The sequence below is a fragment of the Pantoea sp. T14 genome, from assembly GCF_036663535.1.
GTDB classification, from domain to species: domain Bacteria; phylum Pseudomonadota; class Gammaproteobacteria; order Enterobacterales; family Enterobacteriaceae; genus Pantoea; species Pantoea phytostimulans.
The window spans coordinates 1-24,503 of record NZ_JAWUEB010000027.1 but is presented as its reverse complement, the minus strand read 5'-3'; the positions used below and the strand labels follow the sequence as shown (position 1 = coordinate 24,503).

The following is a 24,503-nucleotide window of genomic DNA, read 5'->3' as shown; positions in this document are numbered from 1 at the left end:
TTTACAATACCCATGTTCACCCAAAGCGACATTGAGTTTGACCGTCAGCATATTTGGCATCCTTACACTTCAATGCTGGATCCGCTGCCCTGTTATCCGGTGGTGGCGGCGCAAGGTTATCAACTGCAACTGGCGGATGGCCGCCAACTCGTGGATGGCATGTCGTCGTGGTGGGCCGCCATTCACGGCTATAACCATCCTCGCTTGAATCAGGCGCTGCAGCAGCAAATGACGCAAATGTCGCATGTCATGTTTGGTGGCATTACACACCCTTCAGCCGTTGCGTTATGCCGCAAACTGGTAGAGATGACGCCCGCCGCGCTGGAGTGTGTGTTCCTTGCCGATTCCGGTTCAGTTGCCGTTGAAGTGGCGATGAAAATGGCGCTGCAATACTGGCTGGGCCGTGGTGAAACGCGGCAAACATTTTTGACATTGAAGCGCGGTTATCACGGCGATACGTCTGCTGCGATGTCGGTCTGCGATCCCGATAACTCCATGCACAGTTTGTGGCGCGGTTATCTTCCTGAGCATCTCTTCGCTGCCGCTCCGGCTTGTGGCTTTGATGACATCTGGGATGAGCGTGACTTTGATGATTTTGCCCGCCTGATGGAACAACATCATCACCAGTTAGCCGCTGTCATTCTTGAACCTATCGTGCAGGGTGCAGGGGGGATGCGCTTCTATCATCCACGCTATTTGCAACGTGTGCGTGAATGTTGCGATCGCTATGGCGTGTTGCTGATAGCGGATGAAATCGCGACCGGCTTTGGTCGTACCGGTAAACTTTTTGCCTGTGAACATGCCGGGATTGCGCCAGATATCTTGTGTGTTGGCAAAGCGCTGACCGGCGGCACCTTGACGCTGGCCGCAACGCTCACCACGCGGGAAGTGGCCGACACCATCAGCTGCAGCCCGGCGGGTTGCTTTATGCATGGTCCAACCTTTATGGGCAATCCGCTTGCCTGTGCGGTGGCGGTGGAAAGTTTGGCGCTGTTGCAGGAAGGCGATTGGCAAACGCAGGTGGCTACTATCGAACAGCAACTGCGTGAGCAACTGCTACCGCTGCGCGCTTCGCCGCAGGTTGCGGAGGTTCGTGTGTTGGGTGCCATTGGCGTGGTGGAGACGCATTCCCCTGTGAATATGGCCGCTTTGCAGCACTTTTTCGTTTCGCAAGGCGTGTGGATCCGTCCGTTTGGGCGCCTGATTTATCTGATGCCGCCTTACATCATTGCGCCAGCCGCGTTGAAAAAACTGGTTCAATCGATTGGCGCTGCGCTTGAGCATCCTCTGCATTTTAAGTCATAAAGCAGCCTACGCTCTGAAAGTGTTGCGCTTTTGGTTAAGATGAAGCGTGATTCCTCGACAACCAAAGGAGATGTAATGCGAGTATTTAGCCAGGATTTCAATGACGGCGACAAAATGCCAGAGAAGCATGTCTTCAATGGCATGGGTTATCAAGGCGAGAACGTGTCACCCCATCTCGCGTGGGAAGATGCGCCCGAAGGCACCAAAAGCTTCGTAGTGACCTGCTACGATCCTGATGCGCCAACCGGTTCTGGCTGGTGGCATTGGGGAGTAGCTAATATTCCTGCCAGCACAACTTCTCTGCCACAAGGCGCAGGCTCGGGTGTAGCAGCCTTACCGACGGGTGCCATTCAAACGCGTACCGATTTCGGCCAGGCAGGTTACGGTGGCGCAGCACCGCCGCAGGGCGAAAGTCATCGTTATATTTTCAGCGTACATGCTTTGGACGTGGACAAGCTCGAGGTCGATGAAGGGGCGAGCGGTGCCATGGTCGGCTTTAATGTGCATTTTCATGCGCTGGCTAGCGCAACCATTACGGTGATCTATTCGTAAGGCGTTGTCAGGCTGACAGTTAAAGCAATAAAGCGGGATGAGACTTGCAGGCAAATGTGATGCAGGATTTCATCCCGCTTTTTTCGTTTATCAAAGGTGTCAGACAAGATGACCAAGCCCTGTTGACGCCTGATAACATGACTTAAAAAAAGCCCGCTTTGAAAGCGGGCTTTATCAATCAATTAAGCATCAAGCTGATGAATCACAACCCACATTGGGCCTTGGCCTACAGCATAACGACTTAACGGTTTCAGCAAACCTTGTGGTTCGGTAATGCTGTAAATTTCGATATGGTGAGATTTCTGTCCTGCCGCGACCAAATACTTGCCGCTGTTATCGATATTAAAACCGCGTGGTTGCGTTTCAGTCGGTTGGAAGCCTTCAACCGCCAGAATTGCACCATCTTCACTCACGCTAAATATCGCCAGCGTGCTGCTGGTGCGATCGCAGGCATAAAGGTATTTGCCGTTAGGGGTTAAATGAATATCTGCAGCCCAGCGCGTACCATTGAAGCCTGGCGGCATCAAATCGACAGTTTGCACGCGGGCGACTTCACCGTGTGCATTATTCAGCGCCCAGACATCTACTGTGCTATCCAACTCATTGACACAATAGGCGTAATTGCCATTGGGATGGAACACCATATGACGTGGACCTGCGCCTTCCACCGTAGTGACTTGCGCCTGCTTACGTGGCGTTAGCTGACCTTCTTCACCCAGTTCAAACAGGCAAATGCGATCCTGTTTCAGCGCAGGAACAAACAGCGTTTGGTTGGCATTATCGATATTGGCGGAGTGGCAACCGGCCAAGCCGTTAATCACCTGGGAAGGTGCCTGAGGAATGCCCTCTGCATTAATGGGGCTAACGCTAACACATTCGTCATTGTACGAGCCGCAAAACAGGAATTTGCCTGCGCGATCAGTTGAAATATGTGTTGGGCTACCCGGCAAAGGTGCCTGGCCCGCTTCGGTCAACGTACCGTCAGCCGCAATGCGGAAGGCTAAAACGCGGAAATTAGGCCGTACGCCAACATAGAGAAAATCTTTTTTTGGACTCACCACCATTGGCTGAACCTGACCGGCGACATCCGTCACCTGAAGCAGAGTCAATACGCCCTCTTCATTTAACTGCCAGACGTGAATCTGCTGACTCTCGGGACTGGCGGTATAGACAACTTGTTTCATGTATTCTCCTTTTACGCTGCCTGCTAATCTTCAGTGGGTCACTTTAGCGCGTTTTCCCCCCCTACGCTGGAATCATTTGTGCCTTGTTTTTTGTCTCCGGGCCGCCAGCAATGTAGACTTGACGCCTCGCTAATGCATACAGACGGAAGGATTAATGAGCTATCGTGTAATCGCCCTCGACCTCGACGGCACGCTGTTAACGCCAGCAAAAACCATTCTGCCGCAGTCCATCGAAGCGCTAAAACGTGCCCGTGAAGCAGGCGTTAAAGTCGCCATCGTTACGGGTCGTCATCATTGTGCTATTCATCCTTTCTATCAGGCGCTGGAGCTGGATACGCCCGCCATCTGCTGTAACGGCACTTACCTTTATGATTATCAGGCGAAAAAAGTGTTAGCCGCCGACCCGCTGGATAAACAGCAGGCGCTGCGTGTTATTGACATGCTAGATGAGCAAAAGATTCACGGTTTGCTGTATGTGGATGATGCGATGTTGTACCAAACGCCCACTGGCCACGTTACTCGCACCCTAAACTGGGCCGAATCGTTGCCGCCGCATCAGCGTCCACTGTTTAAACACGTACCCGATTTGGCACAAGCGGCACGCGAAGCTGAATCAATCTGGAAATTCGCCTTGTCGCACGAAGACACCGTTGCACTGGAACTGTTTGCAGAGAAAGTAGAAGCGGAATTAGGTCTGGCTTGTGAGTGGTCATGGCACGATCAGGTCGATATTGCCCGTGGCGGCAACAGCAAAGGCAAGCGTCTGGCGCAATGGGTTGAGTCGCTGGGTCTGAGCATGAGTGAGGTGATCGCGTTTGGCGATAACTATAACGATCTCAGCATGCTGGAAACGGTTGGCTTGGGCGTAGCGATGGGCAACGCCGATGAAGCAATTAAAATCCGGGCGAAGAAGGTGATCGGCACCAATCTCGAAACGGGCATTGCCGACACCATCTACCAGGAAGTGCTGTAATCAGGGCGTCACTGAGACGCTTTTAATCTGGGCATACAGCCATTGTTCTGGCCGGATGCCCAGCTCATCTCGCGCCCAAGGCGAGATGCGCGCCCACAGTTCGCTGATACCGATGCGCAGCTTCACTTCTATCTGATCGCCAACTTCAATTAACTCCACCACCTGCGCCGGCAATATATTGCGGATGGAGGTGTTGTGCGGCGGTTGCAGCGCCAGTGAAACGTCAGCTGATGCGATACGGATACGCAGCGGCGTTTTTACCGGCTGGTTCACCCGGCTAACCCAGATGTGTTGATCGCCCAATGACAACGCCGTCATGGGGTAATCGGGATGCTGCTCCAGTACCTGTACGCGCAAAACGCTGGTGAGTTCATTCATTGGCAGCCACGGCCGCATCGCGCTGCTGCTCCAGACGCGTTCTAGCGTGCCGAACGCTTTAACCTTTCCACTGTCTAGCACCAGGACGTTATCAGCTAATTGCAAAATCTCTTCAAGGCTGTGCGACACATATAGCAGCGGGATCTCAACCTGCTTCGCCAGCTTTTGCAAATAAGGCATCAGCTCGCGCTTACGCGGCAGATCCAGCGACGCCAGCGGCTCATCCATCAGCAAAATGTCGGGCGCACTCAGCAACGCTCGGCCAATCGCCACTCGCTGCTTTTCGCCACCAGAAAGCGACAGAGGGAAACGTGTTAACAGCGTTTCCAACCCGAGCAGCGACACCAGCGGGTCAAAATGTGCTTTCATTTTTGATGACATGCCATATTGCAGATTGCCCCGCACTCGGTAATGCGGAAACAGGCGAGCATCCTGAAATACGTAGCCAATGCGGCGTTTTTCAGGCGGCAAAGCGATCTGTTTTTCTGTATCGAACAAGACGCGATTATTGAGGTGAATATAACCGCGCTGTGGCTGGGTTAATCCACCAATGGCGTTGATCAGCGAGGTTTTGCCCGCGCCTGACACACCAAAAATCGCGGTAATACCTTTGGCCGGAATCTGCGCGTTGACCTCAAGCAGATGATCGCCCAGCTGCTGAGAAAAATTAAGTGACAGCATTAAGCCCCCATGCGCTTACGGCCCCAGCGGGCCAGCCATTCCGACATCAACAACGACGCCAGCGCCAAGACAATGGCAATCACGCATAATCGTGCTGCTGCGCCTTCTGCGCCGGGCGTTTCAATCAGGGTATACATCGCCAGCGGAATGGTGCGTGTTTCGCCGGGAATATTTGAAACGAAGGTGATGGTTGCGCCAAATTCGCCGAGCGAACGCGCAAAGGCCAGCACGGTGCCGACAATAATACCGGGCAAGGTCAGCGGTAAGGTGATGGTAAAAAATACCCGCCAGCGCCCGGCGCCCAGCGTGCGTGCTGCTTGCTCCAGCCGGATATCAACCGCTTCCAGCGCCAGACGAATCGCCCGCACCATCAGCGGAAAGGCGATCACAGCGGACGCCAGCGCGGCTCCTCGCCAGCTAAAGGCGAAGCTAAAACCAAACCAGTCATAGAGTTTTTCACCGATAAAACCGCGGCGGCCCAAACCAATCAACAACAGATAACCGACCACAACCGGCGGCAGCACCAGCGGCAGGTGAATCAGACTATCAAGCAGGGTTTTGCCTGGAAACCGGCAACGTACCAGAATCCAGGCCATCAAGATGCCAAATGGCAGGCTGCAGAGCACGGCAATGCCAGAAACTTTTAGGCTGAGCATCACCGCCTGCCATTCGAGATCGCTAAGTATCATGTCTTCGGTGTGAATCCGTAATGTTTAAACACGGTAGCCGCTTCCGGCCCTTTTAAATAATCATAAAAATCATTTATGGCCTTGCCGTCGTGATCCTTAACGATCGCCATTGGATATTCTACTGCTTTATGGCTCGACTCAGGGAAAGTCCCCACGACCTGCACTTTGTTGCTAGCGACAGCGTCGGAACCGTAGACGATGCCGTACGGCGTTTCGTTTCGTTCAACCAGCGCCAGCGCAGCACGCACGTTGTTAGAGCGGGCCAAAACAGGTGACAGCGTTTCCCAGGCACCCAATTTTTGCAGGGCTTCTTTGGCGTAAATACCCGCTGGAACATGATCGGGATCGCCCACCGCTAAACGCTCGCCCTTTAGCAAACTTTTCCAGTCTGTTTGCGCATTGATGGTGACAGCTTTCGCTGAGGCGCTTCGCGGTGCCACCAGCACCAAATCGTTGCCTAACAACGTGAAGCGGGTGGTGTCGATCATGCTTTTTTTCGCGACTGCATCATCCATCCATTGCTGATCGGCGGAGATAAACAGATCGGCGGGTGCGCCCTGCTCAATCTGGCGCGCCAGCGTTGAGGAGGATGCAAAAGATGACACCACTTCAACCCCACTTTTTTTCTGATATTGCGTGGCAATATCTTGCAACGCATTGGTCAGCGAGGCGGCGGCAAACACCGTGATTTTTTCTGCCGCCACGGCCTGTCCAGCAACCGATGCACTTAAAACAGCAGCCATACCCCATTGGGTGAGTGAAACAGACATTTTTATTCTCCAGTGATTCGTTGTATAGGCGATAATACAACGCCAGTTCTCGGAGTGTCATGAAATTATCGGCAGGAAACAGAGAAGGTTGAGGATGAGTAAGAAACAACAACGCCCGCAGCGTTGGCGGGCGTTGTGGGGATTAATTGTGCGAGCGGGATGAAGACTTTTCGCGATGACCAAATTTTGAGATGACGTTAAACACTTCACCCAGGCCATAAATCAGACCCAACATCAAGGCCATCACGATTGGCACCATTATCACCGCCACGGCGAGGCTTTTTAGCAATTCCAACATGGAGAGTCTCACTTTGCGATCAAAAAAGAGATTGTAACGGTTCAGGAAAAGATTGCGCAGCCCTTTTCGTGCTTTTACTTTACGAGCGAAACGCCGCTATCATCGCTGAATTGCTTACGTTATCTTTCCCCGGAGCTGCCATGCAAGCCGAACTTTCCCTTCATATTCGATTACAGCAGAAACTTTTTGCCGATCCGCGTCGCATTGAACTGTTAAAACGGGTTCAGCAAACCGGCTCGATCAGCCAAGGCGCTAAGCTGGCGGGCATCAGCTACAAAAGCGCCTGGGATGCGATCAATGAAATGAATCAGCTGGCGGATGAGACGCTGGTTGAGCGCGCAACGGGCGGTAAAGGCGGCGGTGGCGCCAGCCTGACGCGTTACGGCGAGCGGCTGATCCAGCTGTTTCAGTTAATGGAGCAAATTCAGCAGAAAGCCTTCGACGCGTTGCAGCAAGATTCGCTGCCGCTCGACAGTTTACTGGCGGCAATTGCGCGCTTTTCACTGCAAACCAGCGCGCGTAATCAGCTGTTTGGCAAGGTCATCGCCAACGATGCTCAGCAGGTCGTACAGCATCTGACTGTTTTATTAGCCGATGGCAAAACTCAGCTCAGCGTGGCGTTAACCCAACGCAGCGCACAACGCTTACAGCTTGCAGAAGGCAAAGAGGTTTTATTGCTGATCAAAGCGCCGTGGATTCGGGTTAATCATCAGCCAGGCGAAGAGGATAATCAGCTGGTCGCGCAGATTAGCGCGATCGAACCGGGCGAGCAGGTCAGCGAAATTTTAATGACGTTAGCCAGCGGTGAAACCTTGTGCGCCACCTTACCGAATGCTGAAGTGCAGCAGCAAAACTTCCAACCAGGCGATCCGGTTACCGCCAGTTTCAACGCCGAGCACGCCATCGTGGCGACGTTACTTTAGTTAATTGCTACCGCGTTTTAAGGGCGTGATTTGACTTCATCGCAGCCAGTGGTTACAACTCAGTAACTCGATGCATAAAATGGAACAGATCATGGCTTCATTGCAAATTTCGCAAGGCACGTTTCGTCTTAGCGACACCCGAATTCTGACCCTGAATGATGTGCACCTTCACAGCGGTGAAAGCTGGGCCTTTGTCGGTGCTAACGGCAGCGGCAAGTCATCTCTGGCGCGCGCGCTTTCCGGTGAACTCTCTCCGCTAAAAGGGACGTTCAGCACGACTTATCAACGCCCGACGCGTCTGTCGCTGGAGCAACTTCAGAAGCTGGTTTCTGATGAATGGCTGCGTAATAACACCGATCTGCTCAGCGAAGGTGAAGATGATACCGGCCGCACCGCGGCTGAAATCATTCAGGATGAAGTCAACGATGCCGCGCGTTGTGCGCATCTGGCAGAGCAATTCGGCATTAGTTATCTGCTGTCACGCCGTTTTAAATATCTCTCAACGGGCGAAACGCGAAAAACGTTGCTGTGTCAGGCACTGATGAAGCAGCCTGATCTGTTAATTCTGGACGAACCGTTTGACGGGCTGGATGTGGCGTCTCGCGCCAGCCTGACCAAAACGCTGCAAAGCTTGCAGCAGCCGGGCTTCACGTTGGTGCTGGTGCTTAATCGCTTCGACGATATTCCTGATTATGTCCAGCAGATTGGCGTATTGGCGGAATGCACGCTGACCCATGTGGGCGCGCGTGAAACTATTCTGGCTGAAGCGCTGGTGGCGCAACTGGCACACAGCGAGCAGCTACAAGGCATGGCGCTACCGGAAGCGGACGCGCCCGATCAGCTGCCGCCGCTGGCCGATGATGCGCCGCGAGTAGTTTTGCGTAACGGCGTCGTATCCTATAACGATCAGCCAGTGATTAACGGGTTAAACTGGCAAGTTGAATCAGGCGAACACTGGCAGATTGTGGGGCCAAACGGTGCAGGTAAATCAACGTTACTGAGCCTGGTGACCGGCGATCATCCGCAAGGCTACAGCAATGATTTAACGCTGTTTGGCATGCGTCGCGGCAGCGGAGAAACCATTTGGGATATCAAACAGCACATTGGCTACGTCAGTAGCAGCCTGCATTTGGATTATCGCGTTAGCGTGAACGTGCGAACCGTGATTTTGTCTGGCTTTTTTGATTCGATTGGCTTGTATCAAGCGGTATCGGATCGCCAGATGGCGCTGGCTCGCCAATGGCTGGCGCTGCTGGGCATGGATAATGCCCTTGGCGATGCGCCTTTCCACAGTTTGTCGTGGGGCCAGCAGCGTTTAGTGCTGATTGCACGCGCCTTAGTGAAGCACCCCACGCTGCTGATTCTCGATGAGCCGTTGCAAGGACTGGACCCTATCAATCGTCAGCTGGTACGCCGCTTTGTCGATGTGCTGATTGGCGAGGGACGAACCCAGTTGCTGTTCGTTTCGCATCACGCAGAGGATGCGCCGCACTGCATCACCCACCGCTTAAGCTTTGTGGCTCGTGAAGGCGGCTACGATTATGTGCAGGAAACGCTGCGCTAACTTTGCCTCCATCGCTTGCATCCGTTTCAGTAAACGCCGCATTGTCGGCGTTTTTTTCATCTCATAATGTAACCGCTACCATTTATGTTGCGCTTTTAAGGTGATTAGCTTCGCACAAAGCCACAAAATGAGAATAGTCAGCTTGTGTAAACGATACCATTTATTCAGACTTGATCACGCTTTCGCCCGTGCCAATGTGCTACTTTTTAACGATGCCTTACCGGCTTTTGACGCTTACCAGGATTAAACATGGAAAAATTCAACCCGGTCGATCATCCACATCGCCGTTATAATCCGCTGATTGATCAGTGGATTCTGGTTTCTCCCCATCGTGCTAAACGCCCGTGGCAGGGTGCGCAAGAAACACCTGCTACCAATACTTTACCGGCGCACGATCCCGACTGCTTTCTTTGCGCTGGCAATACGCGCATTACCGGCGATAAGAATCCCGATTACACCGGCACTTACGTCTTCACTAACGATTTTGCTGCATTGATGACTGACACACCGGATGCGCCCGCCAGCGACGATATTCTGATGCGTTGTGAAAGCGCGCGCGGCACCAGCCGGGTGATCTGCTTTTCTCCCGATCACAGCAAAACGCTGCCGGAAATGTCACTCAACGCGCTCGAAATCGTGGTGCGCACCTGGCAAGAACAAACGGCCGATCTCGGACAACATTATCCGTGGGTGCAGGTGTTCGAAAATAAAGGCGCGGCAATGGGCTGCTCTAATCCTCATCCGCATGGTCAGGTTTGGGCCAACAGCTTTCTGCCTAATGAAGCGCAGCGTGAAGATGATAATCAACGCGACTATTTCGCTAAAAACGGCTCGCCAATGCTGGTTGATTACACCGCCCGTGAACGGAAAGATGGCAGCCGCACTGTGGTAGAAACCGAGCACTGGCTGGCCGTTGTTCCCTGGTGGGCGGCATGGCCTTTCGAAACGCTGCTGCTGCCTAAAGCACACATCAAGCGTTTGACCGATTTGACGGATGCCCAGCGCAAAGATTTGGCATTAGCGATAAAGCAGCTAACCAGCCGCTACGACAACCTGTTCCAGTGCTCTTTCCCCTATTCCATGGGCTGGCACGGCGCGCCATTCAACGGCGAAGCCAACGATCACTGGCAGCTGCACGCACACTTCTATCCACCGCTGCTGCGTTCAGCAACGGTACGTAAATTCATGGTCGGATATGAAATGCTGGCCGAGACCCAACGTGATCTAACCGCAGAACAGGCGGCTGAACGGCTGCGTTCTGTTAGCGATGTACACTTCCGCGAGGCACAACAATGAGTTTAAAAAACACCACGCATCAGGTTTTCTCTGACAGTTTCGGCTATGCGCCAACGCACACCATTCAAGCGCCAGGCCGCGTAAACTTGATCGGCGAGCATACCGATTACAATGACGGTTTTGTGCTGCCCTGCGCCATCGATTATCAAACAGTTATTGCCTGTGCCAAGCGTGACGATCGCCAGGTACGCGTCATTGCCGTGGATTACGACAATGCGCAAGACACCTTCTCACTGGATGAGCCGATTGTTAGCGTGCAAGAACCGATGTGGGCCAACTACGTGCGCGGCGTGATAAAGCATCTGCAAAAACGTCACGCGGATTTTGGCGGCGTGGATATGGTGATCAGCGGCAATGTGCCGCAGGGTGCAGGCCTCAGCTCCTCCGCATCACTGGAAGTGGCGGTGGGCACCGTGCTGCAACAACTTTATGCGCTGCCGCTGGATGGTGCTGCTATTGCAGTGAATGGCCAGGAAGCGGAAAACCAGTTCGTAGGCTGCAACTGCGGCATTATGGATCAGCTGATTTCCGCGCTAGGCCAGAAAGATCACGCCATGTTGCTGGATTGCCGCACGCTCGGCACGCGCCCGGTTTCCATGCCGGAAGATATCGCCGTGGTGATCATCAACTCCAACTTCCGCCGCAGCCTGGTGGGAAGCGAATACAACACGCGTCGTGAACAGTGTGAAACCGGCGCGCGCTTCTTTGAGAAGCAGGCGCTGCGTGATGTTGAGTTAGCGCAATTCGACGCAGCCGAATCAAAACTGGATCCGCAAGTGGCCAAACGCGTGCGCCACGTGCTGACGGAAAATGCCCGTACGCTGGAAGCCGCCGATGCGTTGACGCAGGGCGACCTGAAACGCATGGGTGAGCTGATGGCTGAATCACATGCTTCGATGCGTGACGATTTTGAAATCACCGTGCCGCCTATCGATGCGCTGGTTGAGATCGTAAAAGCAGAAATCGGCGAACGTGGCGGCGTACGTATGACCGGCGGCGGCTTTGGTGGCTGCATCGTGGCGTTGATGCCATTGGATTTAGTCGATCAAGTCAAAGCCGCAGTAGCGGAGCAGTACGAAGCAAAAACCGGTATCAAAGAGACGTTCTACGTCTGTAAAGCGTCTGAAGGAGCGGGCCAATGCTAAGTGATGTGCAATCTCACGCACCTGATGGTCAGCCATGGCGTATTACCGTGCTGCGTAATGCCAACGGCATGATCGCAACTTTTATGGATTGGGGCGCAACCTGGCTTTCCGCACGTGTGCCAATGCAGGATGGCTGCGTGCGTGAAACGCTGCTCGGCTGCGCTACGCCGTCCGACTATTTGCATCAGGATGCTTATCTGGGTGCCACGGTTGGCCGTTATGCTAACCGCATCGCCCACGCCAAACTGACAACGCTTGATCGCCAACTGCAGGCAAATCAAGGTGAACACCAGTTGCATGGCGGCCCGGAAGGGTTTGATAAACGCCGCTGGCAGATTGTCAGTCAATCCGACAGCGAAGTGCACTATCGTATCGATTCACCTGATGGCGATCAGGGCTATCCGGGCAATTTGATTGCCGATGTACGTTTTCAGCTCGACGACGATAACTGTGTGTCGATCCGCTATGAAGCCCGTTGCGATCAGGCTTGTCCGGTTAACCTGACCAACCACGCTTACTTTAATCTTGACGCGCATCATGGCAATGCGCGTCAACATCGCTTACAACTGCACGCCGACCGTTACTTGCCGGTCGACAGCGCGGGTATTCCCAATGCGCCGCTGAAAGCGGTAGCAGGCACCAGCTTCGATTTTAATCAGGCTAAAACCGTGTCGCAGGACTTCCTCGCCGACGACGATCAAAAGGCGGTGAAAGGGTATGACCATGCGTTTCTGCTCAACAGCGCTGGCGACGCCAATCAGCCCGCCGCAACGTTGTGGTCGGCAGATGGCAAGCTGGAGCTTAGCGTGACGACGTCCGCGCCGGCACTGCAGCTGTACTCCGGCAACTATCTTGAGGGTACGCGCGCGCGCGAACAAGAAAGCTATACTGCTTTCCAGGGTATTGCGCTGGAGAGCGAATTTTTGCCTGACTCGCCCAATCATCCTGAATGGCCGCAAGCCGATTGCTGGCTGCAACCGGGCGCTCGCTGGGAATCGATAACGCGTTATCGCTTCACGCCGCGCTGAGTTGCCGGATGAAAAACGCGCAACGCGTAATGCTCGGGCTTACGCGTTGCGCTGTTTTCCGTTATGGTATGGCGCTATCAATGCGCCGCTCGTCGGGCTGGCAGCAGCAGGTTTCCATTATCATAGAAACATTAAGTATTAAGGAGTTAAGCTATGGCCGTAACTAAGCTGGTTCTGGTGCGACACGGCGAAAGCCAGTGGAACAACGAAAACCGCTTTACCGGATGGTACGACGTGGATCTTTCTGACAAAGGTCGCACTGAAGCCAAAGCAGCCGGTCAGCTGCTGAAGAAAGAAGGTTTCGTCTTTGATTTTGCTTATACCTCTGTGCTGAAACGCGCTATCCACACGCTGTGGAATGTTCTTGATGAACTGGATCAAGCCTGGCTGCCTGTTGAAAAATCCTGGCGCCTGAACGAGCGTCACTACGGTGCACTGCAAGGTCTGGATAAAGCGGAAACCGCCGCTAAATATGGCGACGAGCAAGTTAAACAGTGGCGTCGTGGCTTCGCGGTAACCCCGCCAGAGCTGGATCGCAGCGATGAGCGTTTCCCAGGGCACGATCCACGTTACGCATCATTGACTGCTGAGCAGCTGCCAACCACCGAAAGCCTGGCGCTGACCATTGATCGTGTGATCCCTTATTGGAATGAAAGCATTCTGCCGCGCATCAAAAGCGGTGAGAAAGTGATCGTTGCTGCACACGGTAACTCACTGCGTGCACTGGTGAAGTATCTCGACAATCTGAGTGAAGACGAGATTCTGGAACTGAACATCCCAACTGGCGTGCCGTTGGTGTATGAGTTCGATGAAAACTTCAAACCACTGAAACGTTACTATCTGGGCGATGCCGACGAAATCGCTGCGAAAGCAGCCGCCGTGGCAAACCAGGGTAAAGCGAAGTAAGCTGAGGCTGAAACGCAAAAAGGCCAGACGCGAGTCTGGCCTTTTTTATTGCCTGCGGAAAATTAACCGCGACGCTGTTTTACCGCCGCCGCTAACTGGCGCAACACTTTATCGGTGTCGTCCCAACCAATGCAGGCATCCGTCACGCTTTTGCCGTACACCAGCGGCTCACCACTTTCCAGATTTTGATTCCCTTCCACCAGATGACTTTCAATCATTACGCCGACAATACCCTGCTCGCCCGCGATAATTTGCTGTGATACATCATCCGCCACCAGCATCTGCTTTTGATACTGCTTGCTGCTGTTAGCATGGCTGAAATCGATCATCACCTGTTGAGGCAAACCGGCTTTTTCCAGGCCTGACTTAACTGCGCTAACGTGATGTGCGCTGTAGTTAGGCTCTTTGCCGCCACGCAGAATGATGTGGCAGTCAGCGTTGCCGCTGGTTTCCACAATCGCAGAATGACCATATTTGGTCACCGACAGGAAACAGTGCGGCGAACCGGCGGCGTTAATGGCATCAATCGCCACTTTGATGGTGCCATCGGTGCCGTTTTTGAAACCAACCGGGCAAGATAATCCCGACGCCAGTTCACGGTGAACCTGAGATTCGGTAGTGCGCGCGCCAATTGCGCCCCAGCTCATCAGGTCAGCAACGTATTGCGGAGTGATCATATCTAAAAATTCACCCGCTGCTGGTAAACCGCTGTCGTTAATATCCAGCAGCAGCTTACGCGCCATGCGTAATCCATCATTTAACTGGAAGCTGCCGTCCATATAGGGATCGTTAATCAATCCCTTCCAGCCCACCGTCGTGCGCGGCTTTTCAAAATAGACGCGCATCACAATTTCCAGCTCGCCTTTCAGCTCTTCACGCAGGGTCAACAAGCGTGACGCATACTCTTTGGCCGCTTCGGTATCATGAATAGAGCAAGGGCCAATCACCACCAGCAGGCGATCATCCTGACTTTGCAGGATCTGATGAATCGCCTGACGCGCCTGCGAAACGGTTCTCGCCGCGTTATCTGTGGCCGGGAATTTTTCAAGCAGCGCAACAGGGGGTAACAGCTCTTTAATCTCTTTGATGCGTAAATCATCGTTCTGGTAATTCATACATATTCCATATTATTTCAGGCCCAGCGCGCGCCGGGCACAACCCGAACAATGTAGCCCGTTGTGCTGGGGCTGTAAATTACCGTTCAGGTTAAAATGTGCGCGTGAAATTTGCATTTATCAGGTCATCAACTAAGCTTTTTACTTGTAAGCACTGAGGAACTGGCTGCTTACAAAATTAATATTTGCTAATAAGCCAAACGGTGAAACTTTATTTCGCCCGAGAGACTTTTACTCCAAATCTGCAGCAGAAGATTTGAGACAAGCAACTGTCATTAATTAACAGGAGCATAATGATGAATAAGTTTGCAATTATCTTTTTGACGGCAGCAATGACACTGGGCAGCGGCGCGGCAATGGCGGCGAGCAGCAATAACGGTACAGCGAACCAGGCCGCTGATGCAGGCGCAGCAGCAGGTGGCGCAAATGAAAATCTGCCACCTAACAAAGTTGATAACAGCAAAATCAACAACTCTGGCGTCAATACCAATTCTGCCGCTTCTGGCAGCAGCACCAGCAGCAGCGGTATGTCTGCTAATGATATTGACCAGAACAGCCAGTGCAAAGATGGCAAATGCCCGAACATCAATAAAAAAGTCCAGACTAAAGAAGGTGGTGGTGACGTAAACACCAAAACCGACGGGACTTCGCAGTAATTCATTGTTAAAGGAGAGCATTCGCTCTCCTTTATATTATCCCTTCTGTTCTTCCGCTATGCTGAGCCTGTGAAATTAACAGGGACATTTTCATGGCTTCTTTGCTACTCATTGACGATCATCCATTAGTTGAAGTGGCGTTGGAAGCTGCGCTCACCAAAGCCCCTTTTCCCATTCGCTTGTTTTCAGCCAGCAGCGAGAAAAATGCGCGTCCTTTTTTACAGCAACCGCTCGATATTATCGTCTTGGATATCGGTTTACCCGATGACGATGGGCTGGAAATCCTACGTCGCTTGAAAGTACATCTGCCGAATTGTCCGGTATTGATCTATTCCGGCCAGCAAACCAGCCATTATGTGCGCCGTGCTCAAGCACTGGGGGCCGCAGGCTATGTTGTGAAGAGTCAGCGCATGGAGCAGTTGCTTAGCGCCATTCTGGCGATATTGGGCGGACAGTCGGCTTTTCCTGCTACCTGTGATGCGCCAGAGTTGCCGCTTACTACCAAAGAACGTCAGGTTCTCGCCTTGCTTGCCAGCGGCCTCTCTAATTTGCAAATCGCCGAACAACTCCATATCAGCAACAAAACTGTTAGTACCCATAAAAAGAATATCCTGGAAAAAACCGGCACGCGTTCAGTGGTCGAATTGGCTGATTTATGGAAGGCGCAGCAGTGAAATATTGGCTGTTCACTCTCCTGCTGATTACGACGTTCACGCAGGCCAATTTACGTCCGGTGAGCAGCGTCAATTTGCCGATGATGATGCCGATTAAAGCCGCTGAAACCATGCAGGGCAAGATGCTTCGTGTCGGGATTCTTGAGGATAACAATGCACCCTGGACGATGCGGGTGGGCAACGATCTTTACGGCATTGATGCCGATTACCTTGCTGCGCTGCGTCAGCTTACCGGTGCGCAGTTCGCCTTGACTCAGTACGCAACGCAGGCCGACTTGTTACAGGCGCTACAACAGGAAAAAATCGATTTCGCGCTGGGCATGTTAACGCCGCCGCTGCCATCTGGCACCTTAAGCAGTGATAACTGGTTCAGCAGTCCGCTGCGTATTTATCGCAATCAGCAGAATCAGCGCGCCGTGATGTTCAACAGTCAAAACGCCCAGTTAGCCATCAGCGAATCAACGCTGGCGCAGTTACCTGAAACATTGGCTGCACGTCACCAATGGCGAACCTACAGCAGCGATCTGCAGGCGCTGTATACGTTATTCAATCAGCAAAATGATTATGTGGTAGCAGATGAAACCAGCGCTGGTTTTCTGCTGAGTCAGCTACAGCAAGGGCAGATTTATCAAATCGCCTCAGGCATCGAAGCCGGTCAACTCAACCTTCGCGCCTTTGCTCGCGATCCGGCGATGGTGAATTGGCTCAACCAAAGTTTGCGTCAGCTACCGGCTGAATTAATGAGTTCATTGCAAAATCGCTGGAGCACGCCGCTGCCACGTTATCAGGATACGCAAACGCTGATGCTTAGCGCGGCGGAGCGCAGTTGGATACACGCACATCCGGTCATTTATTATGCTGCCGAACGGGATAACTATCCGTGGAGCTACCGCGACAGCAACGGCACCGCGCGGGGTTACGGTATCGATCTGTTAAAAGCGGTGGCGCAAAGTACGGGTCTGCGCTTTGAACCGCGCTGGGTTACTAATCCGCAGCAGGCTGCCGCTTTGATGACTCAGCAGCAGGCGATGCTGCAATTGATGCAGCCGTTAAACGGTGAAGCGATGCAAAGCGCCAGCCTGCCGGTTTGGCGCGCGTTATGGGGAATTTATACCCTCCGCGATGCTGCCCCAGCCCACTGGAGCGATCTGCGTGGTAAGCGAATAGGAATTTTACAAGACGATTTAGCGTCTCAACTGCTCCCTGCTGACATGCAGGCGCAGACGTTTGCCGATCGCGCCAGTTTGTATGATGCGCTCTCTGCCGGGCAGACAGATGCCATCGTTGATAATGTGCTGTCGGCACGCTGGCGTATTGCCAGTCGCGATGACAGCAAAATTCACCTTGCCTTTGCCGCCAGCGACATCGCCTGGCCGATTGCGTTAGGTGTTACGCCGAATCAGGGGGTTTTGCGCGCCCTGCTTGATCGCGCGTTGCAGCAAATTCCCGCCGATACGCAAAGCCAGATGCGTGACAGATGGTCAACACCACCACAGCCGGGTAGTGTCATGGCGATGCGTTCCTTGCCGCTGATGGTACTCGTCGGCGCGGGTGTGGCGATTATCGTTTTACTGCTGTTGCTGGTGCGCCGTTACTGGCAACAGCGCCGCGATCGTCAGCAGCGTGAGCAGGCTGAGCACGCCAATGCCATGAAGAGCCAGTTCCTGGCGACCGTTAGCCATGAATTACGCACGCCGATGCAGGCGATTCTTGGTTTGCTAGAACTAGAAAAGCAGCAGCATCCTAATCCTAATCTCCGGTTACTGCATAGCAGTGCCCAATCGCTAATGACCCTGCTAAATGATTTGCAAGATCACGCGCGCATTGAAAGCAACAGCTTTAGCCTTGCTCCGCGTCCGCTGGTGTTGGCGCAATGGCTAACGCAGCAGCAGCACTATTATCATCCACTGATGCACCGGGATGGCCCGACCTTAACGTTTAACGCGCTCACCCCTTTGCCGCCGGCTGTATTGATCGATGCCGATCGTTTGCAGCAGGTGGTGAATAACCTGATGACCAATGCGCTGAAATTCACCCGCCACGGCGAAATTTGCCTGACGCTGGCCGCCAACGATGCGCTTATTTTCACCGTCAGCGATAGCGGCAGCGGCATTCCACTGCAAGAGCAGCAAAAGTTATTTGATCCTTGGTATCAGGCGCCGTCCGGCAAATCAGTATCGGTTCAGGGCAGCGGCTTAGGGTTATTTATCTGCCGTGAAATCGTGCTGCGCATGGGCGGTGAGATCAGCGTTAATTCAGAACCTGGCGTGGGAACCCAGGTCATTGTCACGCTGCCTTTGATCCTGTGTGATGCTCCTGAAATCAGTGATGAAGATGCGTTGCCGCTTTATCCTCATTTGCGCGTCGCTATCGTGGACGATCATCCTGCCAACCTGATGGTTATGCAGCAGCAGCTGGCCCGCTTTGCTATCCAGGCGGACTGCTTTGAGCAAGGCCGCGCCTTGCTGTTAGCTGATGCCCAGCAGCCTTATGATTTACTGTTTATTGACCAAATGATGCCGCGTCCAAATGGCATGCAGTTGCTTCGCCTGCTACGCCGACGTGACCGCCAGCGCAAACGTCAGCCGTTGCGTGTCCTTTGTTCAGCTGATGCACAAATGCTGAATGTCATGCTACAGGATAATGAAAGGGTGCTGATCAAACCGGTTCAACTGCAAGATATCGCCGCACTCCTTCAAACCTTGCAAAACGATCCGCTCACGGCTGTAGATGAAAACTTGTGGCAGTTGGCGCAACAGAATGAGAAATTTCTGACGCGCTTAAGTCACACATTACGTGACACGTTGACCACGGATCTGACGCAGTTAATAGCCGCACGGGAAGCCACTAATTGGTCGCTGTTGGCAGAAACCGCACATCGGATGAAAGGAAGCTGGCTGTTAATGGGTTTAAGCGAAGGCGCAGCGCTGAGCCAGCAGTTGGCCGAAAAAGCAAAACAGCACCAGGACGTGTCTGAGGAGTGGGATTTGCTGATATCATTAACCAACAGGTTACTGAAAAAACTGGATTCTTATGGCTCACACGCACTCACATAGCGGGCAAGACAGCAATCGCAAACGCCTCGCTGCGGCCTTTGCTGTTACAACCGTCTTCATGTTCGCCGAGGTGATTGGCGGATGGATGTCTGGCTCGCTGGCGCTGCTGGCGGATGCCGGCCACATGTTAACCGATGCCGCCGCACTGTTGATGGCACTGCTGGCAGTTCAGTTCGCTCGACGCAAACCCAACGCGCGCCACACGTTTGGCTTGCTACGACTTACAACGTTGGCGGCTTTCGTCAATGCTATTGCGCTGCTGGTGATCACGGCATTAATTGTTTGGGAAGCGATACGCCGCTTTTATCAACCGCAGCCAGTAACCGGCGGCCTGATGCTGGGGATTGCTATTGCTGGGCTCTTCGCCAACCTGCTGTCGTTTTGGTTGTTGCATCATGGTAGTGAAGAGAAAAATTTAAATGTGCGAGCGGCAGCGCTGCACGTGATGGGTGATTTGCTGGGTTCGGTAGGCGCAATTGTCGCGGCAGTCATTATTATGCTGACCGGCTGGATGCCCATCGACCCGATATTATCCCTGCTGGTGTCACTGCTGGTATTGCGCAGCGCATGGGCGTTGCTGCGGGAAAGTTTGCATGAACTGTTAGAAGGTGCGCCGAGTTCAGTAGACACCAACAAGCTTGCGCGCGACCTGACGTTGAACATTGCCGAAGTACGCAATGTTCATCACGTTCATTTGTGGCAGGTTGGCGAAAAACCGGTATTAACGCTGCACGTGCAGGTGATTCCACCTTACGATCATGATGCGCTGCTGCAACGTATTCATCACTATTTGCACCAGCACTACCAGATTGCCCACGCGACGGTACAAATGGAATATCAGCCGTGCGCCGGTCATGATTGTGACCTCGGGCTTAGCAGCGCTTCAGCTGCCGAGCATCACCATCATCATCATGGTGAACACGCCCACCCTCACTGATTGGACAACGCGCGTGAGCCCTGCTCACGCGCGCTTTTGATCCACATCCGCGAACCGTTCAAAGCAATCAGCGTCAAAATCATATACTCCAGCGACATGGCGTAGACGCCCTGACGAGCGAAAATCATCACGCTGATAACGTTGATGATGACCCATAACAGCCAGTTTTCAACGTATTTACGCGTCATTAAAATCATCGCCACGATCGACAGTACCATCATGCAGGAATCCCAAAACGGGAAAGCATCCGGCTGCAATTCAGGCATGACCACCGCCACGCCTAACCCATTCATCAAGCTCACCGCTGCATGCGTCAACACGGCGAATACCGGATTGATATACAGCGTCATCAAGCCAATGGCGATAACGCAGACCGCTCCCCAAAGCAGCGCTTTGTTCAACGGCAGCCAGCGAATTTTAAGCGCGGCCTGATTATCCGACGTTTGTCGGCTCCAGGCATACCAGCCGTAGACGTTAGCAACGAAGAAAAACAGCTGCAACAGCAGGCTCGCATAGAGTTGGATTTGAAAAAAGATCACCGCAAACAGCGTGACGTTGATCAGTCCAAAAGGATAATTGATGATTTTTTCCAGGCTGGCGAACCAAATACACAGCAAACCCGCCAGCGTGCCGATAGCTTCGATCCATGAAAGATCGTAGCCACCTGCGCCCAAAGGAATATGAACCAGAATATTTTGTGTGCTTAAGAAATCCATCGCGGGCACCTGTGAAAGAGACGCATCAGGCGTTTCCTTTCACTTTAAGTTTGAGTTCCGCTGCAAAGGATAGCATGCGATTCAACGGCAGCAATGCCGCTTCTCGTAATCCAGCATCAACATGGATTTCATGGGTTTTCCCACCAAATTCCAGGCTTTCTGCTATGGCTTTGAGGCCGTTCATCGCCATCCACGGACAGTGCGCACAGCTGCGGCAGGTTGCGCCCTCACCTGCAGTCGGTGCTTCCAGCAGCTCTTTATCCGGCACAGCTTGCTGCATCTTGTAAAAAATACCGCGATCGGTTGCGACAATCATTTGTGGATGCGGCAGGCTTTTCGCCGCCTGAATCAGCTGGCTGGTCGAGCCAACGGCATCAGCCAAATCAACAATGGCCTGAGGTGATTCGGGATGAACCAAAACCGCTGCATCAGGATAGAGCGCTTTCATGCGCTGCAGCGCCTGGGTTTTGAATTCGTCATGCACGATACAAGCACCTTGCCAGCACAGCACATCAGCACCCGACTTTTGTGTAACATAGCGGCCCAAATGACGATCGGGTGCCCAAATGATTTTCTCACCCAAGCTATCAAGGTGTTCAATCAGTTCTACCGCAATGCTTGAAGTCACAACCCAGTCAGCGCGCGCTTTTACGGCCGCCGACGTATTGGCGTATACCACAACAGTCCGGTCAGGATGCGCATCGCAGAAGGCATTGAACTCCTCAATGGGGCAACCCAGATCCAGCGAACATTCCGCCTCTAAAGTGGGCATTAAGACGGTTTTTTCCGGGCTAAGGATCTTTGCTGTTTCACCCATAAAACGCACACCCGCTACCAGCAGCGTGGTGGCTGAATGATTACTGCCGAAACGAGCCATTTCAAGTGAATCGGAAACACAACCGCCGGTCTCTTCAGCCAGCGCCTGGATTTCAGGATCGGTATAGTAATGCGCCACCATCACCGCATTGCGGGCCTTGAGTAACGTTTTGATTTTTTCGCGATAGAAAGATTTTTCATCATCGCTTAAACGGGCAGGTTTGGGCGGGAATGGGTAAATGGCGCTCTCAGGATCGAACATTACACTCATGACACAGCTCTCGTTTTATGAAATTAACGATAATCGCCTTTTAAGACGACTAATGGCGCTCATTCCGCCCTCGTGTTTTATATGCTAAACACGATAGCGGAAAAGCCCCTGAGTGTCGTGCTTTTTGTGTTCATGTTTTTAACAATGCGAGACGCTACGCGCTTGCCGGAGTTTCAAGTTGCAACAGAAATGCTTTAACATCGAGCCCGCCCGCAAAACCGGTTAGCTTGCCGTTTGCGCCAATGACCCGGTGACATGGCGCGATAATAGAAATGGGATTTTTACCGTTTGCTGCACCCACGGCACGCATAGCGGCGGGATGGCCGATTTGCTCGGCAATCTGACGATAGCTGCGCGTTTCACCAAACGGAATCGCCACCAGCGCCTGCCACACTTTCTTTTGAAACTCTGTGCCAGTGAAATCGAGTGCTAACGTGAAGCGTTGGCGCGTGCCGGCAAAATATTCCAGCAACTGAGTTTGCGCTTCACACAACACGGGATGGTGATCGTTGCGTTCCAGCGGTGCCAGGCGTACGCGTTTAGGATCGTCGTTTTGCCATAATATGGCCGCCAGCCCGTGATCGCTGGCAACCAGCTTGAGTTCGCCAACCGGCGTTACAACAGATTTGTAGTAGTACATGGTTTTTCTCCCGCCAATGTTATGCCATGCATTATCGCACTTTTGTATCAGCAAACTGGCTGTTTTCGGTCATCACGATAAACTGTTGTGCTGTCCGAAAACAGCCAGTTTGCTACAGGATTGCGGAGGTAAACTGCGTTTTATTTGTCGGAGACGTTCATGCTCAATCATGATATGGCTTACCAGGCGCTAACCTCGCGAGATACGCGTTTTGATGGCGTTTTTTTTGTTGGTGTGACCTCAACCGGCATTTATTGTCGTCCGGTCTGTCCGGTAAAGGCACCCATGCAAAAAAATTGTTTGTTCTTTGCCAGCGCAGAGGCAGCTGAGAAAGCGCATTTTCGTCCCTGTTTGCGCTGTCGGCCTGAGCTCGCGCCCGGTAATGCACCCGTGGATAATTCCCATCGCGTAGCCGATCGTTTGGTTCAGCGCATTGAAGAAGGTTTGCTTGAAGAACATGGCGGCCTGGATGAAATAGCGGCTGAGTTTGGTCTGAGTTCTCGTCAGTTAAGGCGCATCGTTCAGCAAGAGCTGGGTGTTTCGCCGTTAGAGCTAAAGCAGACGCGCCGGATGCTGTTAGCCAAACAGCTCCTGACTGAAACCCGTTTGCCCATCATTGATGTCGCTTACGCCAGCGGTTTTAGTAGCCTGCGCCGATTCAATGATGTGTTTCAGACGCGCTACCGCATGACGCCGAGTGCGTTACGCAAAGAAGTTACTCAACCTGCCCAACGCCATTCTGGCGATACCGCAACGTTACGCCTCAGCTATCGGCCGCCTTACGACTGGCAAGCGATGCTCACTTTTTTGCAATTACGGCTAATGAAAGAGGTCGAGGCGGTTGAAGGTAATATTTATCGCCGTACGGTGGCATTGGGGAAATATCGTGGCTGGATCAGCGTTTCTCATCTGCCGGCGAAAAATGCTCTACTGGTTGAGTTCACGACGTCATTAACGCCTGTATTACCTGCCCTGCTGCGTAGGTTACGTGACTTGTTTGATTTGAATGCGCAGCCGCTGCTGATTGCAGCTCATCTGCGGCAGGATCCTTTGCTGATTGATAGCATCAACCGTTTTCCCGGTTTGCGCGTTCCGGGTGCCTTTGACGGCTTTGAGTTAGGCGTCAGAGCAATATTAGGCCAGCAGATCACGGTAAAAGCCGCAACGACCTTAAGCAGCCGCTTTGCTCAAGCTTTTGGTGAGCCATGCGTAACGCCTTTTGCCGATTTGTCCCGCTATTCTGCTCAGTCACAACCCGTTGCCGTTGCCACAATAGATGATATTGCCAGCCTGGGGATTGTCAGCGCGCGTGCTAAAGCCATTCTCGCCTTCGCTAACGCCTGTATGACCGGGACTTTAAGGTTCAACGCAACGTTGACACCAGAAGAAATCATGGCGCTGCTGGTGAGCCTGCCAGGTATTGGTCCTTGGACAGCAAACTATATTGCCATGCGCGCGTTACGCTGGCCCGATGCCTTTCCGAAAGAGGATATCGCGATTCGTAATAACCTGGGCGGTCTGACACCTCGGGTTGCGGAAGAGCGTTCACAGCAATGGCGGCCTTGGCGCAGTTATGCGGTGATGCATATTTGGAAGAGCTTGTCGTAAATGGGATCGTTCCTTTTTAATGGGCTCGTTTTCTCTTGAGGTCATTGAGGGAGTCGGCTTTTTAATCGAAGTAAAGTCAGGCATAGACGACCCGATCGCAAAGGAATTTCATATTCATGTAGATCGTCCATCTCTCATCCTGCACGTTTGAGAGCTGTGCAGCAGAAACAAAAAAAGCGCCTGAAAGGCGCTTTTCTCTGAATTGGTGGGTCGTGCAGGATATGCCTCGGCCCTTCCGGGGCCTTGCCCTGCGGGTGATGCTGACGCATCAGCCTGAATCGCTCCCGGCGATTCAGTCGAACCTGCTGCAGGTTCTCATCCT

The 24,503-nt window shown here is 52.9% G+C and carries 23 protein-coding genes; 14 read left to right on the top strand and 9 right to left on the bottom strand.

Annotation, left to right across the window (positions count from 1 at the left end):
- The first annotated feature begins 12 nt into the window (after nt 1–12).
- Nucleotides 13–1,305, top strand: coding sequence for an adenosylmethionine--8-amino-7-oxononanoate transaminase (gene bioA, locus SC127_RS18150; protein WP_332627378.1), 1,293 nt, complete (start codon nt 13–15; stop codon nt 1,303–1,305).
- 75 nt (nt 1,306–1,380) lie between these two features.
- Nucleotides 1,381–1,857, top strand: coding sequence for a kinase inhibitor (locus tag SC127_RS18145; protein ID WP_215847293.1), 477 nt, complete (start codon nt 1,381–1,383; stop codon nt 1,855–1,857).
- Between the two features lie 182 nt (nt 1,858–2,039).
- Here the strand turns inward: SC127_RS18145 and pgl are convergent, their stop codons facing one another.
- Nucleotides 2,040–3,041, bottom strand: coding sequence for a 6-phosphogluconolactonase (pgl, locus tag SC127_RS18140; RefSeq protein ID WP_332627376.1), 1,002 nt, complete (start codon nt 3,039–3,041; stop codon nt 2,040–2,042).
- Between the two features lie 154 nt (nt 3,042–3,195).
- On the opposite strand from pgl, the gene SC127_RS18135 reads away from it, so the two are divergent.
- Entirely contained in the window at nt 3,196–4,014 is an 819-nt protein-coding gene (locus SC127_RS18135; protein WP_243078310.1) for a pyridoxal phosphatase, read from the top strand.
- Here the strand turns inward: SC127_RS18135 and modC are convergent, their stop codons facing one another.
- The 4 genes from modC to SC127_RS18115 all read right to left on the bottom strand — a co-directional run bounded on the left by modC (nt 4,015) and on the right by SC127_RS18115 (nt 6,830).
- Nucleotides 4,015–5,073, bottom strand: coding sequence for a molybdenum ABC transporter ATP-binding protein ModC (modC, locus tag SC127_RS18130; RefSeq protein ID WP_243078311.1), 1,059 nt, complete (start codon nt 5,071–5,073; stop codon nt 4,015–4,017).
- Nucleotides 5,073–5,762: a molybdate ABC transporter permease subunit gene (modB, locus tag SC127_RS18125; RefSeq protein ID WP_215847296.1), complete on the bottom strand. Its 690-nt coding sequence runs from the start codon at nt 5,760–5,762 to the stop codon at nt 5,073–5,075. Before modB ends, modC begins: the two co-directional genes overlap by 1 nt.
- Nucleotides 5,759–6,532, bottom strand: a complete 774-nt coding sequence (modA, locus tag SC127_RS18120; protein ID WP_332627373.1) for a molybdate ABC transporter substrate-binding protein — start codon at nt 6,530–6,532, stop codon at nt 5,759–5,761. Before modA ends, modB begins: the two co-directional genes overlap by 4 nt.
- Nucleotides 6,533–6,674: 142 nt before the next feature.
- Nucleotides 6,675–6,830 carry an AcrZ family multidrug efflux pump-associated protein gene (locus SC127_RS18115; protein ID WP_215847297.1) on the bottom strand — a complete coding sequence of 52 codons (156 nt, stop codon included), beginning with the start codon at nt 6,828–6,830 and terminating at the stop codon, nt 6,675–6,677.
- A 140-nt stretch (nt 6,831–6,970) separates the two neighbouring features.
- Here SC127_RS18115 and modE point away from each other — a divergent pair, with 140 nt between their 5' ends.
- The 6 genes from modE (at nt 6,971) to gpmA (ending at nt 13,692) form a co-directional block, all read left to right on the top strand.
- Entirely contained in the window at nt 6,971–7,753 is a 783-nt protein-coding gene (gene modE / locus SC127_RS18110; protein WP_243078313.1) for a molybdenum-dependent transcriptional regulator, read from the top strand.
- Nucleotides 7,754–7,844: 91 nt separating this feature from the next.
- Nucleotides 7,845–9,317: a molybdate ABC transporter ATP-binding protein ModF gene (modF, locus tag SC127_RS18105; RefSeq protein ID WP_243078314.1), complete on the top strand. Its 1,473-nt coding sequence runs from the start codon at nt 7,845–7,847 to the stop codon at nt 9,315–9,317.
- 249 nt (nt 9,318–9,566) lie between these two features.
- Nucleotides 9,567–10,613, top strand: a complete 1,047-nt coding sequence (gene galT, locus SC127_RS18100) for a galactose-1-phosphate uridylyltransferase (protein WP_243078315.1) — start codon at nt 9,567–9,569, stop codon at nt 10,611–10,613.
- A complete protein-coding gene (galK, locus tag SC127_RS18095) occupies nt 10,610–11,758 on the top strand; it encodes a galactokinase (RefSeq protein ID WP_332627369.1) in 1,149 nt (382 codons plus the stop codon). The genes galT and galK overlap by 4 nt, the downstream gene beginning before the upstream one ends.
- Nucleotides 11,752–12,786: a galactose-1-epimerase gene (gene galM, locus SC127_RS18090; RefSeq protein ID WP_332627367.1), complete on the top strand. Its 1,035-nt coding sequence runs from the start codon at nt 11,752–11,754 to the stop codon at nt 12,784–12,786. Before galK ends, galM begins: the two co-directional genes overlap by 7 nt.
- 153 nt (nt 12,787–12,939) lie before the next feature.
- On the top strand, nt 12,940–13,692 hold the full coding sequence (gene gpmA / locus SC127_RS18085) for a 2,3-diphosphoglycerate-dependent phosphoglycerate mutase (protein WP_215847303.1): 753 nt from the start codon (nt 12,940–12,942) through the stop codon (nt 13,690–13,692).
- 62 nt (nt 13,693–13,754) lie between these two features.
- Here gpmA and aroG read toward each other — a convergent pair whose 3' ends face one another.
- The gene (gene aroG / locus SC127_RS18080; protein WP_243078318.1) at nt 13,755–14,807 is read right to left on the bottom strand and encodes a 3-deoxy-7-phosphoheptulonate synthase AroG; all 1,053 of its coding nucleotides are present in this window, start codon (nt 14,805–14,807) and stop codon (nt 13,755–13,757) included.
- A gap of 293 nt (nt 14,808–15,100) precedes the next feature.
- Between aroG and SC127_RS18075 the strand changes: the two genes are divergently transcribed.
- From SC127_RS18075 to zitB, 4 genes are all read left to right on the top strand, one after another.
- Entirely contained in the window at nt 15,101–15,463 is a 363-nt protein-coding gene (locus SC127_RS18075; RefSeq protein WP_215847305.1) for a YbgS-like family protein, read from the top strand.
- 92 nt (nt 15,464–15,555) lie between these two features.
- Nucleotides 15,556–16,137 (top strand): response regulator transcription factor, encoded by a 582-nt coding sequence (locus tag SC127_RS18070; protein ID WP_215847306.1) that lies wholly within the window; start codon nt 15,556–15,558, stop codon nt 16,135–16,137.
- Nucleotides 16,119–19,193 carry an ATP-binding protein gene (locus tag SC127_RS18065; protein WP_332627363.1) on the top strand — a complete coding sequence of 1,025 codons (3,075 nt, stop codon included), beginning with the start codon at nt 16,119–16,121 and terminating at the stop codon, nt 19,191–19,193. Before SC127_RS18070 ends, SC127_RS18065 begins: the two co-directional genes overlap by 19 nt.
- Nucleotides 19,171–20,130: a CDF family zinc transporter ZitB gene (gene zitB, locus SC127_RS18060; protein ID WP_332627361.1), complete on the top strand. Its 960-nt coding sequence runs from the start codon at nt 19,171–19,173 to the stop codon at nt 20,128–20,130. Before SC127_RS18065 ends, zitB begins: the two co-directional genes overlap by 23 nt.
- Here the strand turns inward: zitB and pnuC are convergent.
- From pnuC to SC127_RS18045, 3 genes are all read right to left on the bottom strand, one after another.
- Nucleotides 20,124–20,846 carry a nicotinamide riboside transporter PnuC gene (gene pnuC, locus SC127_RS18055; RefSeq protein WP_332627359.1) on the bottom strand — a complete coding sequence of 241 codons (723 nt, stop codon included), beginning with the start codon at nt 20,844–20,846 and terminating at the stop codon, nt 20,124–20,126. The two genes, zitB and pnuC, sit on opposite strands and share 7 nt — an antisense overlap.
- Before the next feature lie 25 nt (nt 20,847–20,871).
- A complete protein-coding gene (nadA, locus tag SC127_RS18050; RefSeq protein WP_215847309.1) occupies nt 20,872–21,933 on the bottom strand; it encodes a quinolinate synthase NadA in 1,062 nt (353 codons plus the stop codon).
- Between the two features lie 154 nt (nt 21,934–22,087).
- Nucleotides 22,088–22,573 carry a methylated-DNA--[protein]-cysteine S-methyltransferase gene (locus SC127_RS18045; protein WP_215847310.1) on the bottom strand — a complete coding sequence of 162 codons (486 nt, stop codon included), beginning with the start codon at nt 22,571–22,573 and terminating at the stop codon, nt 22,088–22,090.
- Between the two features lie 159 nt (nt 22,574–22,732).
- Between SC127_RS18045 and SC127_RS18040 the strand changes: the two genes are divergently transcribed.
- The gene (locus tag SC127_RS18040; RefSeq protein WP_215847311.1) at nt 22,733–24,181 is read left to right on the top strand and encodes an AlkA N-terminal domain-containing protein; all 1,449 of its coding nucleotides are present in this window, start codon (nt 22,733–22,735) and stop codon (nt 24,179–24,181) included.
- The last annotated feature ends 322 nt before the right edge of the window (nt 24,182–24,503 follow it).